Source organism: Butyricicoccus sp. AF18-9LB (assembly GCF_027684505.1).
Taxonomy (GTDB): Bacteria; Bacillota; Clostridia; order Oscillospirales; family Butyricicoccaceae; genus Agathobaculum; species Agathobaculum butyriciproducens.
This window is the reverse complement of record NZ_JAQCWA010000041.1, coordinates 1-14,331: the sequence shown is the minus strand read 5'-3', so window position 1 is coordinate 14,331 and position 14,331 is coordinate 1. Positions and strand designations below refer to the sequence as shown.

Here is a 14,331-nt window from a genome sequence, read left to right as displayed (position 1 = left end):
TGCGGGATGAGGGCCTGCTTGACTTTCATAAAAGCCACTTTGTTTTGAAGGTGTGACAGTTTTATCCAAACAGGCGCCTCAAAATGGCAAGGTCTACATTGTATAGCTGCTTGTGCGGCATTTAGGCTACCGTTTGGATACGATTCGGATTACCATGCGAATGATATCTCAGTGACCTTGTAGATGTCTGCCATGCAGAACTGACGCACCCTTACCATATCTGCTTTGCTGCGAACATAGTTCTCATTCCGTAAAATATCTCGGTCTGCCGATCATAGTAAAGCCGATCTTTCCAGTCACCACCACATTATCGGAGCTGCTGGCGCAGTGGATGATGAGGATATTTCCGCTGCTGTCGAAGCCGCAGACGATCCCCACATGACTGTCGCCAGGATAAAAGACGAGGTCGCCCGGCTTGGCATCGTTCCAACTGATGGGTGTGCAGTAGCTGTGCTGGGCAGACGCCCCTCCACCATGGCCGATGATATACTGCCCTCCGCTCTGGTTGTAGAATACCCAATCGACAAACCTCGAACAATCTAAGCCGAACGGACGCACGGTCCCGCTGCTGGAGCTGCCTGCCGCTGTCACCTCCATAGGCGTTCCCCAGCGAGAGTCCCATCCAAGCACAAGGCTCTTTCCTCCCCAGAAGTAGTTTACCTTTCCCAAGAGCTGATACGCAGTCAATACCACCTGCTTGCGCTCCTCGCTGAGATCGGTGGGGAGCTTATTGATGATCTCCTGGATCTCCTCCGGAGACAGGTCGATATCCTGATAACTGCCGGTCAGCGCCATGAACAGCTCCTGATACTCCGGCTGCATCAGTTCTCCCAACAGCTTGCGCCGCTCGGTGTTAAACCGATACTCGTCCGCCATTTGCAGATGATCCTTGACTGTGACAGTGATGTGCAGGATAACGGTATCGCTTTCATCTTCATCACCGGAGACGGTTTCCACCCAATAAGAGATGGCGTTCATATCCCAGAAGATCTGACGCAGGATGTCCAGTTTTTCTGCCGTCAGCGTGGCGACTTCATCCGGCGAGGTATCATCCGTAGTCGTCCTCACCGCATAGATGGCCAGCACATCCCGCCAGTTAGCGATCATCGCCGCATTGCCGGCATTGTCCATATCCAATTCATCATGCGGATTCTCCGCCTTGATCTTCTCGATCCGGTCAGTAAACTCTCCATTCAATGTACGGACAGCTTCCGGCATGGTATAGCCTGTGCCGCTGTCCTCACCAGAGAAGAAAATGCCGAGGGGTGAGGCGATCAAAAGCCCTATGAGGCAGATCACCAGCACCATAGACACCACCGTACTGCCGCCTGCCATCATGGCGGCAAGCAGACTGCGGGCAGCGGCGAGGATCGCGCGAAGCGCCCTGCCTGCCGCCTGCGCGGTCTTCTGCACGGAATGTTCAGCCTGCCCGTCTTTCTTCAAAAGCGCTTTTTGAGAAGCTTTCGGAAACGGAATACTGGTCCTCTCTTTAATACTTTTGTGTGAAAGATCCTCCGCATTTTGTGCTGTACCGATCGTTTCCGAAGTGCCGAGACCTGGTGATGTATTCCGAAGCCGTCTGTTCTGCTCCGTCTGCCGAAGCCTCGTCTGCCGCATCGCCTTGCGTCCCTGTTCCCGGACGAATGCCCGCTGTCCTTGCCGCTGTGGCTCCGGTGCTTCTGTGACACTGGTTTTCACCTGTGTTTCGATATAGGTGTCCTTCGTCTTGACAGCTGCCGCTTTCTGCATCGCAGCGCGACGCGCTTGTGCCTGGGGCGTCGCAGCAGGTGTTTGGGTTTCTGCAAACTCTGTATCTTTGGTTCGGATGATGGGGCTTTCATTTCTGTGTGCATCTGGTGCTGACGCGCCATTCCGGGCAGGATCGCTCGGTTGCTCTGTGACTTTCTCCTTGCGCTGCTTCAACAGTTCCGCGGCGGCTCGCTTGGAGCCGCTGACTGCGGTATCCTCGATATCGTCGCCACCGTACTCATCCCGGCGTCCTTGCTGCGCTGTATCCCGGAGCTGGACCCGCAGGCGTTCAGCACTGTCATCCAGCCCCTTGTGCAGCAATAGTCGCACAGGCTACACTTCTCCACCACTGCAAAGCGGCCATTCGCCGGCTGGGGCAGCACTTCTGTTACCATGCTGTGACGCTCCAGCTTAGGGCTGGACTCATAGATCGTACCATAGCAGAAACAGCAGTAGGAGCCGCCTTTGGTAGTGACGGTGTGGTAGGTGTCATCTGCGTACTCATATGTTACGCGCTTATCCAGATCTTCCATGAACTCGGCAGCACAATCGTACAGGTTGTACACATTGCGGCCAAAGCCATAGCCGTTGATGCTGCCATTGCTGTTCATGGTGCCGCAGGTATCACACATTGCCTTGGTCCAGTGGTAGCCGGTGTAGTAGGCATCCTTACTGGGGGTACCATCCAGAATAATACCTTTCCCCTCACCGCCGAGCAGAGTGCCGTCCGAATACATGCGGGTCAGTGCCGTTTTTCCATCTCTGGTATATTCGGGCGTTCGCCAGGCAACGCAAAAAGCCGCCCTGGGCATCTGATGATCTCAGATGCCCAGGGCGGCTTTCTCCATGTGTGATTTGTTTTTTTACTTCGGCGTTTGCGGACTTACACGGCGCTTTCTGCTCAGGGGGTGTCCGTATCCGCAGTGTCTGCTTTATCGGCCACACAGGGCGCGACAGGGGGCTACGTAGGGGTATAAAAGGAAGCAGGAAGTCTGTTTCCGAAGAAGCAGGCTTCCTGCCCTATGTGCTGCTTATGACGCGCTGTCCAACGGGTTTGGGCGGTATCCATCCATAAGTTCATCATTTTCCATGATGAAGGAACGTGTCGTATCCTGTCCCCATGCAGTATCGTATTTTTCCATCAGATAATCGCTCAGTTCGGTTCTGTTCTGAATCTTTACCAGGCGGTACGGCTCCTGAAAGGCGACCTTTTCAATGAAGTACAGACTTCCGTCCTCTGCCGGCAGTAATACGCCCACGTGCCCGATAAACAGCGTATTGTCCGTATCCGAAAATCGGTCATGGAGGACAACGGAGATCAGACGGGCGGAACCGTCCTCAAAGGAAATACCGCGCTCCGACCAGCCCGCCTGAAGCGCTTTGACCTGATCCGCCGCCTCCGTGGTATCTGCGGCAGTTACCGGTGCAAACAATGCGCAGAACTTGGACGTGCTGTCTCCGCAGAGAACGGCGGGATCTGCGGCCAGCGTTTCAAGATCCATAAAGAGGGAGTCCTCGCCCTGCGTTTCCGGCTGATCTACTCCGGCGGTGACGAACTCACCGAACAGACTGAAGGCCGTGATCCGGCAGTTATAGCCGGGGAAGCTGCCGTTCTTCTCCGTCCACAGATCTTGCATCTCATAGGGGTCATATCTGGTCTCGGTGGTAGCGGCGCTCTCAAACCCGCCTGTCAGCCATTCGCTCTTGACGCTGGCATTGAACTGATCCACGCGGTCCAGCAGCAGCTTCGTTCGGGTCTCATCCACATTGGCATCTGCAAGCGCTTCGGTGAGCAGCTTGCGCGAGTCCGCGTCCGTCAGATTGGAGTACGTTACGGTTTCCAGCGGCGGCTGCGCTGAATCCGGCTCGGCTTGCTGCCCGCAGCCTGAGAGTGCCATGAGGAGGAAGCTGACCACCAGAAGCGTGGTCAGGGAATTTCTTTTCAGTTTCATAATTGATTTTGCCTTTCCTTTCATCGATCCTTGCGGGACAAAGCTGAACCTGCCGCACGGAACACTTAATATGGTAACCGACTCAGCAGGAAAAGTCCATATCAAGTATAACGTTTTCTTTTCAATTAGGTTATAGAGCCCACTTCAGATTATGTGTCCGACTCCCATCTGATAGGAAAAGCCGCTGCCTCACACGCCAGAAGAGGGGCGGGTGATACAGCGGCTGCTGGTTTTCTTTGTTTTTAAGCCTCGGTGTTCGAACCACACCAGACCATAAATTCGGCAGGGCGCATCTTAAAATGTCGCCTCTCGCAGGGCAAAACTGAAATTTTGAAAAATCGAGTTTTTGCAACTTATCCATTCTAAAAGTGGTGCGTTATATGCAAAAACACCGCACTTTCGTGCGGTGTTTTTGATGCTGCATCTTTCATCAACACATTCTGGAGCTTGTGGCCGGACTCGAACCGGCGACCTGCGCATTACGAATGCGCTGCTCTACCAACTGAGCCACACAAGCAGCTATTTGCTGCCGGAACGAGTCTTTTCTCGTTCACAGTGTTCTCAGTATATCATGCTTTTGAAAGTTCGTCAATATTTTTTTGAAATTTTTCTTGACATTCTCCGTGTATCCGTTATAATGGTATAGTATCCTTGCTCACATCAAAGGATGTGGGCCAAAAGTCCAAAAGGAGGTGCTAAGAATATGGCAAAGATTTCTGGCAAGTACGAGACTATCTTCATCGTTAACCCCAAGCTGGAAGAGGCAGCGGCTACCGCTGTTGTGGACAAGTTCAAGTCTCTCGTTGAGGCGAACGGCACGAACGTAGAGGTCGAGGACTGGGGCAAGCGCCGTCTGGCGTACCCGATCGAGGATCAGACGGAGGGCGTTTACACGCTGGTTCGTTTTGAGTCCAAGCCCGATTTCCCGGCTGAGCTGGACCGTATCTACAAGATCACGGACGGCATCATGCGTTCCATCATCGTCTGCCTGGACGACTAAGGCGGTGAACACCAATGCTCAATAAGGCGATTCTGATGGGTCGTTTGACCCGCGATCCCGAATTGCGCCATACCCAGTCCAACATGGCTGTGTGCTCGTTCTCGCTTGCGATCGACCGTGGTCGCAAGGATCAGAACGGCGAACGCCAGACCGACTTCATCGACTGTGTCGCATGGGGCCGTCAGGCAGAGTTCGTTGCACAGTGGTTCACGAAGGGTTCTATGGCAATCGTAGTCGGCCGTATCCAGTCCCGCCGCTGGCAGGACCAGAACGGCAACAACCGCACTGCAATTGAAGTAAATTGCGACGAGGTTTCCTTCGGTGAAACGAAGAAATCCCGCGATGCCTACAATGCAGGCAATCAGGGCGGTTTTGGCGGCTATGACAACGGATCGCAGATGCGGCCCGAGCCTGCCGCGTCCCAGGTTGCTCCGGCTTTCGATCTCCCTGCAGGAGATTCGGATTTTCAGGAGCTTGCTGATGACGACGGCGATGTCCCATTCTAAACTGAAGGAGGTTACGTGATCATGGAAGAAACCAAGAAGGAATTTACTCCCCGTCCGGAGCGTGCAGAGCGCCCGCAGCGCGGCCGTCGCCGTCGCAAGGTATGCGCATTCTGCGTAGATAAGGTTGCACACGTTGACTATAAAGATGCCGGCAAGCTGAAGAAGTACATGTCCGAGCGCGGCAAGATCCTGCCCCGCCGCATGACCGGTACCTGCGCTGCTCATCAGCGTCAGCTGACCGAGGCTATCAAGCGTGCACGTCACATTGCTCTTCTGCCGTACACCGCAGAGTAAGCAATTCGTTTTTTATAATCAAGGATACGCAAAGCGTCGCTTTCGCAAGAAAGCGGCGCTTTTTTGCGCCCTTGTTTCTCGTTTGCGGCAAACAAAAAGGACGCCTGATGCGTCCTTTTTTCGTTATTCCTGTGTTCAGTTCATCAGATTGAGCAGCTTATAGCAGTGTGTTTTGGTGTAGCTCTGCTTAAAGCTATAGGATGCAAGCTGCTTTGCGGTGTCATCCTCGGTCTCCTTTGCGGCATTTTCCGCACCGGAATCCCGCTCCTGCACCCACTGCTTGTAGCTTGCCTCCTCGGAAGCGTACTGATCGGCGTTGAGTACGGTCGCAAGGTAGTCGTACATCTCACTCAGCAGGTTATCCCATTGCTCGAACGAGCTTGCGGTCATGGCCAGCTCATCCTCCTGATTCTCTGCCGACGAAATTTTCAGATCGTCACTTTCCAGCTCATCCATCTTTTTGCTGAACGCATCGCGCTGCTCGGCCTTTTTCTGGCTGCTCTCTTCCTGCTGCTTTTCCTGCTGCTGTGCATCGGAAAGCTGCTTCTGCAGCTCCTTGACCTGCTTTTTCTGGTCATCGGTCAGCGAATCATCATTTGCCAGAGAATCCAGCTTGCCGCTGGCGGCATCGTACTTTTTATCGTCCAGATAGCTCTGTGCCTCGTCCAGATCGGAGTTGAACTGATCGTCCGACTGGGCAGACTGCGCCTTATCGAGCAAATCCTCAATGGCCTTGTACATCGCGGAATCCGGGTCGGTGACACGGTTCTGCAGCTGCTTGAGCGCCGCAATGGCCTCGGTGTACTGGCCGTTGCCCACATAATCCTCGGCAGACTGATAGTCCTTGATCAGCTGAATGGTCGCATCCAGAGCCGCCGGATCCTTGGCTTCCGCCTGCGCCTTCTGGTAATACTCGAGCGCCTTGTCGAAGTCACCGCGATCCATATACTTTTCGGCCATGACGAGGTTTTCGTCGGTCTTGTGTGAATTTGTAAAATACCACACACCGCCGCCAATCAAAGCCGCCACGATGATGACCACCAGCGCAATGATCAGACCGCGTTTCCCCTTGGACGGCTTTTTGTAAACGCTGTCCTTCGGATCGGCCTCGCCGTTGTAGTAGGTCGTGCGGCGCTCGGGCGTGCCCGCAGTACGGCGGACCGGCGGCGTGTCGATCGGATGCATGGCAGCCTGCGTGGGAATGTTCGGATTCGGAATATTGGGATTGGTGTCTGCCAGCGGATCGGCAGCCGTGTCGTCCACCGGAAACTGCTGCTTTTCGTCCCGCATAGCCGCGTCAAACGCGCTGGTGTCAATCGGACCGGTCTCAACAGGGTCCTTCATATCATCCGGCAGGGTGGTAAATACAGCTGTTTCGTCGTTGACACCGGTCTGCTCGACAGCTGCGCCGCAGAAGGGGCAGAATTTTCCGGCGATCGGCAGCTCCTTGCCGCAGTTTTTGCAAAGCATGGGTGATTTCCTCCTTTGAAAAAGGGTCGTTTTTATGCTTATTTTATAGTATAACATGCTGTATTCAGATTGTAAAGCGTGGATGGCTGTTCCCAGTATTGGGATTCGCCGCCTGCGGACGGCGGGAACGTCGCCGCACCCCGCGGCGGGGCAAGAGGGTAGACACCAATGGTTTCTACCCTCTTAACTCCCACTTCCTTTTGTTTCTTAGTCTGGCGCAGACCAGAGACCGGCGACCGCTGCAAAATGGGGAACGGCAGTCGGGTTACCGCAGCGTGTCTTTCTCCGCCTTTTCGCATTTCACAGACAGCTTACTGCTACACATATGGTACATATGGTTAAATCTACGCAGGGTGCGGCATGACAGTGCCGCACAAGTCTTTAACGCGTTATATTGTAGGACGGGGTGACCTCACCCCGCCGTTTTTTACGATTTGCTGCCATTTACATACGGCGGGATGAGGTCATCCCGCCCTACAAGATAGATTCTGCAACGGATGAAATCCGCAGGTGCCATGCACAACAACGTGCAAACGAGTTGCGCAACACTGTTATGTTGCGCCTGCGGAAATTGAACCGCCTGTGTAGCAGTACGAATACAGCTTGAGCGATGAAGGTGGAGAAATGGGCAGACACATTGGTCCGCCCCTACAGAAGATGAGCAGTACAGCCGTTCCCCCTGGCGAGTCTCAGTTCTCCGATTTTCGCCGTGCTCTCCCAAAGGAAACGGGAGTCAAGAGGGTAGAAACCGCAGGTGTCTCCCCTCTTGCCCTCTCGGCGTGGGTACGCCGTCCTCAGCGGACAGCGAAATGTTTCGGAACTGAAACCTTACTCGTCTTGACAAGCTATGGTCAGGAACGTAAAATATAGGTAATGATAATAAGGTAAGGCAGAATGTCCGCATTCTGCAACTGTCAAAAAGGGGATAGTATTTTGAAGTTGACAAAACGCATTTTCAGCGGTCTGCTGGCCGCCATGATGCTGTTCACCACTGCTTTTGCCGTAAATGATTCGGCGACCACCAAGGCTGCAAACGCGCTGACGTTTGCGTTCAAGCCGATCACCGGCAGCGAGTACGACAGCACCGCTCTCCAGACCGATCTGGCAGCAGCGCAGAAGATCATCTCGCAGCGTATGCAGCTTGAGGGTCTGACCGGCGCGTCTGCCGCCGTTTCCGGCGATGTGATCACCGTTTCCATTCCGAAAACAGCTACCGGCAACACTGCCGCTTACTGGGCCGCTCGTCTGGGCGACCGCCGTCTGTGCAGTGTGACCGACTTTCTGAACGAGGAGTGGCAGTTCGACCGTGCAGATTTTGCCTCTGCCAAGGCAACCACCGAGAACGGCGCAGAAGCCGTTGAGATCGACCTGACCGACTCCGGCAAGACCAAGCTGACCGAGGCCCACAACAAGGTAAAGGCATACCTTGCGGACAGCAAGAACGACGCTGGCAAGGCGCAGTGGCTCATCTTCCACTGGGGCACCACCACCTTCCGCATGCTGGTGGACGACAGCTTCTCCGACAGCAAGCTGGTGATCGGCGGCGATTCCGATCCGCTGCGTGCCGGTGCATCCAAGTACATGCCGCAGTATCTAATGCTCGATCCGCTCCCGTTTGCACTGGAGCAGACCGCCGTTCCGACGACCACCGAGCCGACGACTCCGACCACTCCCACCGAACCCACGACTCCGACTGACCCGACCACACCTTCCGATCCGGCGACCACGGATTTCCCGGATATCGACGGTCACTGGGCTGCCGCTTCGCTGCGCAAGGGTGTTGAGCTGGGTCTTCTGAAGGGCATCAACGGCAAAATCATGCCGAACAACTCGGTCAAGCGTTCCGAGGCTATCGTTATCCTCAACCGTGCGCTTGGCGCAACGCAGGCCGACAGTGTATCCGGTCTGGCTGCCAGCCAGCAGTCCGCATGGTACAGCGGGGATCTGGGCAAGGCCATCCACCTCGGTCTGATTACCGCAAACGACAACCGCAGCTTTGACACTGCAGCTACCCGTGCCGAGGCTTTCGTGCTGATGGCTCGTGCGTTTGCGTACGACCGCGCAGAGACCGCTGCCGATGAGCTGAGCAGCTTCACCGATACCTCCTCCATGACCACCGAGCAGAAGCAGGCTGCTGCCGCTCTGATCAGCCAGGGCGTTGTAAACGGTACCTCTGCTGCCAAGCTGTCTCCGTCGAACAAGCTGACCCGTGCACAGTTCGTCACCATGATCGTGCGCATTGCAGCTGCCACCAACGCAGACAGCGCACCGACCGAGCTGGCCGGCGGCACCGTACTCACCAATCCGAGCATCGCTCTGACCGGCGCAGTCGCAGACGGCGACTGGATCTTTGCCGCTCCCACGAATGAAATTTCGCTTGATTCCGTCAGCAGCTCGCACCGCATCGTCCTCAAGGGCGAGGAGCGCGCTGTACTGAATGCTACCAAGCAGACCAGCATCTCTACGCTTGCTGTTGATCCGGCAGGCACGGCTGATGTGAAGATGGACAACACTTCGTCCGTAAACACGCTCGTTATCGCGGGCAAGGGCGGCTCCGTTGGCTACAGCGGCGCAGTCTCCAACATCGAGATCACCACTTCCGGCCGCACCATCGTGCTCGAAGGCATGACCTCGGATGCCATCACCATTACCGGCAGCAACAACACCATCCTGCTCAAGGGCGACGCGGATACCGTCTCCGTACTGCGCGGCTCCGGCAACCGCATCACGCTGTCCGGCACGGTCGGCACGATGGTTATGGCCGGCAAGAACACCACGGTTGACGGCACCGGCAAGATCGGCACCGTAGACACCCGCATGGTCGGCTGCACGGTAACGGCTAAGGCCGACCACACGATCGACAACATCGATCCCGGTCTGGATGGCGTTCAGATCACGATGACCGTTCCGGATAAGGTTAAGGCCGGCGGCTCGCTGACTGCCAAGGTCAGCTTCTCCGGCGTAAAGGAAGGCGTTACCTGCACTGCAATCTGGTATCAGGACGGCTCCGCAATCAAGGGCTGCACAAACAACAGCTTCGAGCTGACCAACGACAAAACCTCCAGCCACACCAGCACCTTCACCTTCACCAAGAATATGAAGACCAGCACGGCGATTGGCTTTAAGCTGCTCTACGACAACCCGTCCACCGGCGAAACCGAGCAGGTTTACGCCCAGAAGACCGTTCCGATCGAGAATTACTCTGCCGAGTGGTATGCACAGCGCGATGCTGCCGCTATCCTCAAGCAGGTATCCTCGGTTTACCGCGGCAACTACACCACATCCTACGCGGCCAACAACGATTACTCCAAGACCACCAAGGAGGTCTGGATCAACGCCAAGGGCTACTCCAGCAACACCAATTATCTGGTCTGGATCAACCGCGCATACCAGCATGTAAACGTATTCACCGGCTCCAAGGGCAACTGGAAGCTGACCAAGAGCTTTATCGTCGGCACCGGCGCTGCCTCTACCCCGACTCCGGTCGGCGTGACCACCGTCAGCTACAAGCTGAAGGCAGGCTGGACCACCGGTACTTACACGGTTCGTCCGGTTGTAGGCTTCTACCCGGGCACCGGCTACGCGTTCCACTCCCGCCTGTGCTATCCCGGCACCGACACCGAATATGACTTCAGCAGCGGCTATCCGGTTTCGCACGGCTGTGTACGCATGAAGCACAACGACATCAACTGGATTTACAACAACGTACCGATCGGCTCGACTGTCGTAATCTACTAAACCGCAGCTGCAAACACCGATATTCTCCGTTTTTCCGGTGAGTATCGGTGTTTTTTTTCTGTAAAACAGTGTGTACATCATCAACATCCCGTCTTGCACCGCAACGATAAATTCTCACCGCGAGAATGCAATTCGTCATTTTATACGCATTTTTCGCAAATGCAATTGGTTATCGTTGTGACATTTTAATGTTGACACCGACAACATCAAGGACTATAATAAACCCATCACAACAAACAACGAGGTGAGGAAATGGCCGATCAGTATCATCATGGAAATCTGAAAAGCAAGCTGCTGGAGGAAGCGGTCACGCTGATCTCGCAGGACGGCCTCGAAAATCTTTCTCTCCGGCGGCTGGCAACGCAGTGCGGCGTGAGCCACAATGCCATCTACCGCCACTTTGACAGCAAGGAGCGCCTGATCGACGCCTGCCGTGCCTATGTCATGCAGGAGCTGACGCGCACACTCGAGCTGACGCTCAGCGGTCTGGACGAAAGCCTGCCGCAGACCATGGAGCAGCTCGGCACCGCCTATCTGGATTTTTACATGCGCAACCCGACGTATTTCAGCGCGTATTTCCGCAACGCATCCCAGAAGCTGACGTTCTCGCTTGAGCCGATCGAGGGCAACTACCCGCCGTTTTCCGTTTTCCGCCGTGTGGCTGTCGCTATCGCGGAAAAGCAAGGCATTCCGCAGGATGAGACACGATGGCGTCTTCTGCGCTACTGGACGATGCTCAACGGCATGTTCGCCATGTGGATTTCCTCCAACGTGGAACTGCCTGAAAACTGGAAAACCTGTCTGAAAAACGAATTTTAAGGAGCGTTTACGATATGAAACAGATCATTCTTACGGGCGACCGCCCGACCGGCAACCTGCATGTCGGCCACTACGTTGGCTCACTGGCCGAGCGCGTGAAGCTGCAGAATTCCGGAAAATATGACGAAATTTACATCATGATTGCGGACGCACAGGCGCTGACCGACAACGCCGAGCACCCGGAGCGCGTGCGACAGAACATTATGAAGGTCGCGCTGGACTATCTTGCGGTCGGCATTGACCCGGAAAAGGCGAATATCTTCATCCAGTCCATGGTGCCGCAGCTGACCGAGCTGACGTTCTACTACATGAACCTTGTCACCGTGTCCCGTGTACAGCGCAACCCTACCGTTAAGGCAGAGATTCAGATGCGCAACTTTGAAGCCAGCATTCCGGTCGGTTTTTTCTGCTATCCGATCAGTCAGGCGGCGGACATCACCGCATTCAACGCTACGGCTGTTCCGGTCGGCGAGGACCAGGAGCCGATGCTCGAGCAGTGCCGCGAAATCGTGCACAAGTTCAACACGGTTTACGGTGAAACGCTGACGATGCCGCAGATTGTTCTTCCGTCCAACAACGCCTGCATGCGTCTGCCCGGCACAGACGGCAAGGCGAAGATGAGCAAGTCGCTCGGCAACTGCATCTACCTTGCGGATCCGGAGGATGTCGTTCGTGAGAAGATCATGTCCATGTACACCGATCCGGACCACATCCGCGTGCAGGATCCCGGCAAGCTGGAGGGCAATACCGTGTTCACCTATCTGGATGCGTTCTGCCAGCCGGAGCACTTCGCAGAATTCCTGCCGGACTACCAGAACCTTGACGAGCTGAAAGCGCACTACCAGCGCGGCGGACTCGGCGATGTGAAGGTAAAGAAGTTCCTGAACAACGTCATGCAGTCTCTGCTGTCGCCCATGCGTGAGCGCCGTGCGCAGTGGGAGGGTCGCCTGCCCGAAGTCTACGAGATTCTCAAGAAGGGCAGCGAAATCGCCGCTGAGACCGCTCAGGGTACGCTCGATCGAGTCCGTCACGCGATGAAAATCGACTATTTCACCGATAACGGCCTGCTCAAGTAAAAACAGCAAAATAAAGGACGAACCGCTTGGTTCGTCCTTTCTGTTAGATTTTCGGGATTTGCTGGGTCACGCAGTGGATATTGCCGCCGCCGATGAGGATATCGCGGGCCGGAATCGCAACCACCTTACGGGTCGGGAAAAGCTCCTGCAGGATGGCCTGCGCCTTTTCATCCATTGGGTCACCGAAGGTAGGCATGACAACAGCCTCGTTCGCAATGTAGAAGTTGACATAGCTTGCCGCCAGACGCTCTCCCGGGGTTCGGGTCGGCTCGCCGTCGCACAGGTCAAGGCCATCGCACTCCTCTGCGGTGATGGTCACCGGCTTGGGCAGCGGCAGCTTGTGCACCTTGATCCTGCGGCCCTTGGCATCGGTCGCATCTTCCAGTGCATCCAGACTGGCCTTGGAGAGCGCATACTGCGGGTCGGTCTCGTCATCCGTCCACGCGAGCACAACCTCTCCCGGAGCCGTGAAAGCGCATACGTTGTCAACGTGCTCGTTGGTCTCGTCGTTATAAATGCCGCGCGGCAGCCAGATCACCTTGGAAATGCCCAGATAATCGCACAAAACCTGCTCAATTTCAGTCTTTGTGAGATCAGGATTGCGTCCCGCGCTCAGCAGGCAGGCTTCGGTGACGAGCGCGGTGCCCTCGCCGTCCGAGTGGATGGAACCGCCCTCGCAAATGAAATCGCGTTTGTCATATACGTCGTTGTTCAGCAGGTCGCAGAACTTGCGCGCCACACGGTTGTCCTTCTCCCACGAGGGATACAGGCCGTCCACATCGCCGCCCCACGCGTTAAACCCCCAGTCGATGCCGCGGCGCTCTCCCCTGTCGTTGATAACAAAGGTCGGGCCAACGTCACGCGCCCACGCATCGTCAGTCTCCATCACGACCAGACGAACGCGGTCGGGCAGCTGCGCACGCGCGTTGTCATACTGCCCTTCCGAGCAGAGCACGGTCATGCTTTCGCTTTCGGAAATCGTCTCGATCACACGCAGAAAGGCTTTCCGGGCCGCATAGGCGCCGTACTGCCAGCTGTCGGCGCGTTCCGGCCAGATCATCAGGCAGCCCTCATGCGGTGCAAACTCCGCAGGCATATAAAACCCGTCCTGCGCGGGTGTAGTGTGCAAAATTTTCATGGTATCTCTCCTGTTCGGTGGTACATCAAGAGTACAACATTTTGATTGAATTTGCAATGGTCGTAGGCGGTTTGAAATGAAAAATTGAGAATATAGAATGCTATACTATCGCAGCGGAACAATCGGCGGTTGAGGTGGAAAACCATGAACCTTTTAGGGCAAAATGGTCTATGTTCTGCCGCCTGAAAGTCCGCAGCTATGTATTGGCTGCGAATGTTGCAGGTACGTTAAAAGTTGCGCCGCTTCAAATTCTCAAGTTTCCGGTCGTCCTTCCACATAAGTTTTTGGATGCCGAGAAGTTCAATCTGCGGTTTTCGGACGCATCCGAGATCACGGAAATTGCGGACAAGCTGCGGTGGTATCGTTATCAAAAAGGACTTCGCCAGCGTGACGCGGCGGACTATGCGGGCATCGACCGCAGTACTTACATCCATTATGAGGAGGCAGGGCGGGACTTTTATCCGAAGAAACATATGGAGAAACTGGCGGAGCTGTTTGAGGTGCCGCTGGAGAATTTGCTGGATGACTATAAAGCGGCTTTATGGTGACTGCTGCCAGTTGTGTGGGGAGAACGCTTTTCGTGAATTTA

The 14,331-nt window shown here is 55.3% G+C and carries 12 protein-coding genes and 1 tRNA gene; 7 read left to right on the top strand and 6 right to left on the bottom strand.

Annotation, left to right across the window (positions count from 1 at the left end; genetic code table 11):
• Positions 1-243: 243 nt before the first annotated feature.
• From PGY33_RS13780 to PGY33_RS13765, 4 genes are all read right to left on the bottom strand, one after another.
• The gene (locus tag PGY33_RS13780) at positions 244-1,413 is read right to left on the bottom strand and encodes a C40 family peptidase (protein ID WP_270479097.1); all 1,170 of its coding nucleotides are present in this window, start codon (positions 1,411-1,413) and stop codon (positions 244-246) included.
• Positions 1,414-1,919: 506 nt separating this feature from the next.
• The gene (locus tag PGY33_RS13775; protein WP_270479095.1) at positions 1,920-2,486 is read right to left on the bottom strand and encodes a hypothetical protein; all 567 of its coding nucleotides are present in this window, start codon (positions 2,484-2,486) and stop codon (positions 1,920-1,922) included.
• A gap of 294 nt (positions 2,487-2,780) precedes the next feature.
• The gene (locus PGY33_RS13770; protein ID WP_270479093.1) at positions 2,781-3,701 is read right to left on the bottom strand and encodes a DUF4300 family protein; all 921 of its coding nucleotides are present in this window, start codon (positions 3,699-3,701) and stop codon (positions 2,781-2,783) included.
• A 441-nt stretch (positions 3,702-4,142) separates the two neighbouring features.
• Positions 4,143-4,218 (bottom strand) — tRNA-Thr (locus tag PGY33_RS13765).
• A 186-nt stretch (positions 4,219-4,404) separates the two neighbouring features.
• Here PGY33_RS13765 and rpsF point away from each other — a divergent pair.
• From rpsF to rpsR, 3 genes are read left to right on the top strand one after another with little or no spacing between them, the layout of a single operon-like run.
• Positions 4,405-4,701 (top strand): 30S ribosomal protein S6, encoded by a 297-nt coding sequence (rpsF, locus tag PGY33_RS13760; RefSeq protein WP_110435639.1) that lies wholly within the window; start codon positions 4,405-4,407, stop codon positions 4,699-4,701.
• Positions 4,702-4,715: 14 nt separating this feature from the next.
• Positions 4,716-5,207 (top strand): single-stranded DNA-binding protein, encoded by a 492-nt coding sequence (locus PGY33_RS13755; RefSeq protein ID WP_110435640.1) that lies wholly within the window; start codon positions 4,716-4,718, stop codon positions 5,205-5,207.
• 21 nt (positions 5,208-5,228) lie between these two features.
• Complete coding sequence (rpsR, locus tag PGY33_RS13750; protein ID WP_110435641.1) at positions 5,229-5,501, top strand: 30S ribosomal protein S18; 273 nt, start codon at positions 5,229-5,231, stop codon at positions 5,499-5,501.
• 135 nt (positions 5,502-5,636) lie between these two features.
• Here rpsR and PGY33_RS13745 read toward each other — a convergent pair whose 3' ends face one another.
• Complete coding sequence (locus PGY33_RS13745; protein ID WP_270479090.1) at positions 5,637-6,971, bottom strand: hypothetical protein; 1,335 nt, start codon at positions 6,969-6,971, stop codon at positions 5,637-5,639.
• A 933-nt stretch (positions 6,972-7,904) separates the two neighbouring features.
• On the opposite strand from PGY33_RS13745, the gene PGY33_RS13740 reads away from it, so the two are divergent.
• The 3 genes from PGY33_RS13740 to trpS all read left to right on the top strand — a co-directional run bounded on the left by PGY33_RS13740 (position 7,905) and on the right by trpS (position 12,604).
• A complete protein-coding gene (locus PGY33_RS13740; protein ID WP_270479089.1) occupies positions 7,905-10,709 on the top strand; it encodes a L,D-transpeptidase family protein in 2,805 nt (934 codons plus the stop codon).
• Between the two features lie 252 nt (positions 10,710-10,961).
• Complete coding sequence (locus PGY33_RS13735; RefSeq protein WP_110435644.1) at positions 10,962-11,528, top strand: TetR/AcrR family transcriptional regulator; 567 nt, start codon at positions 10,962-10,964, stop codon at positions 11,526-11,528.
• 14 nt (positions 11,529-11,542) lie between these two features.
• A complete protein-coding gene (gene trpS / locus PGY33_RS13730; protein ID WP_270479085.1) occupies positions 11,543-12,604 on the top strand; it encodes a tryptophan--tRNA ligase in 1,062 nt (353 codons plus the stop codon).
• A 43-nt stretch (positions 12,605-12,647) separates the two neighbouring features.
• Here trpS and aguA read toward each other — a convergent pair whose 3' ends face one another.
• Positions 12,648-13,742 (bottom strand): agmatine deiminase, encoded by a 1,095-nt coding sequence (gene aguA, locus PGY33_RS13725; protein WP_270479084.1) that lies wholly within the window; start codon positions 13,740-13,742, stop codon positions 12,648-12,650.
• Between the two features lie 170 nt (positions 13,743-13,912).
• On the opposite strand from aguA, the gene PGY33_RS13720 reads away from it, so the two are divergent.
• Complete coding sequence (locus tag PGY33_RS13720) at positions 13,913-14,290, top strand: helix-turn-helix transcriptional regulator (RefSeq protein WP_270479082.1); 378 nt, start codon at positions 13,913-13,915, stop codon at positions 14,288-14,290.
• Positions 14,291-14,331: the final 41 nt, after the last annotated feature.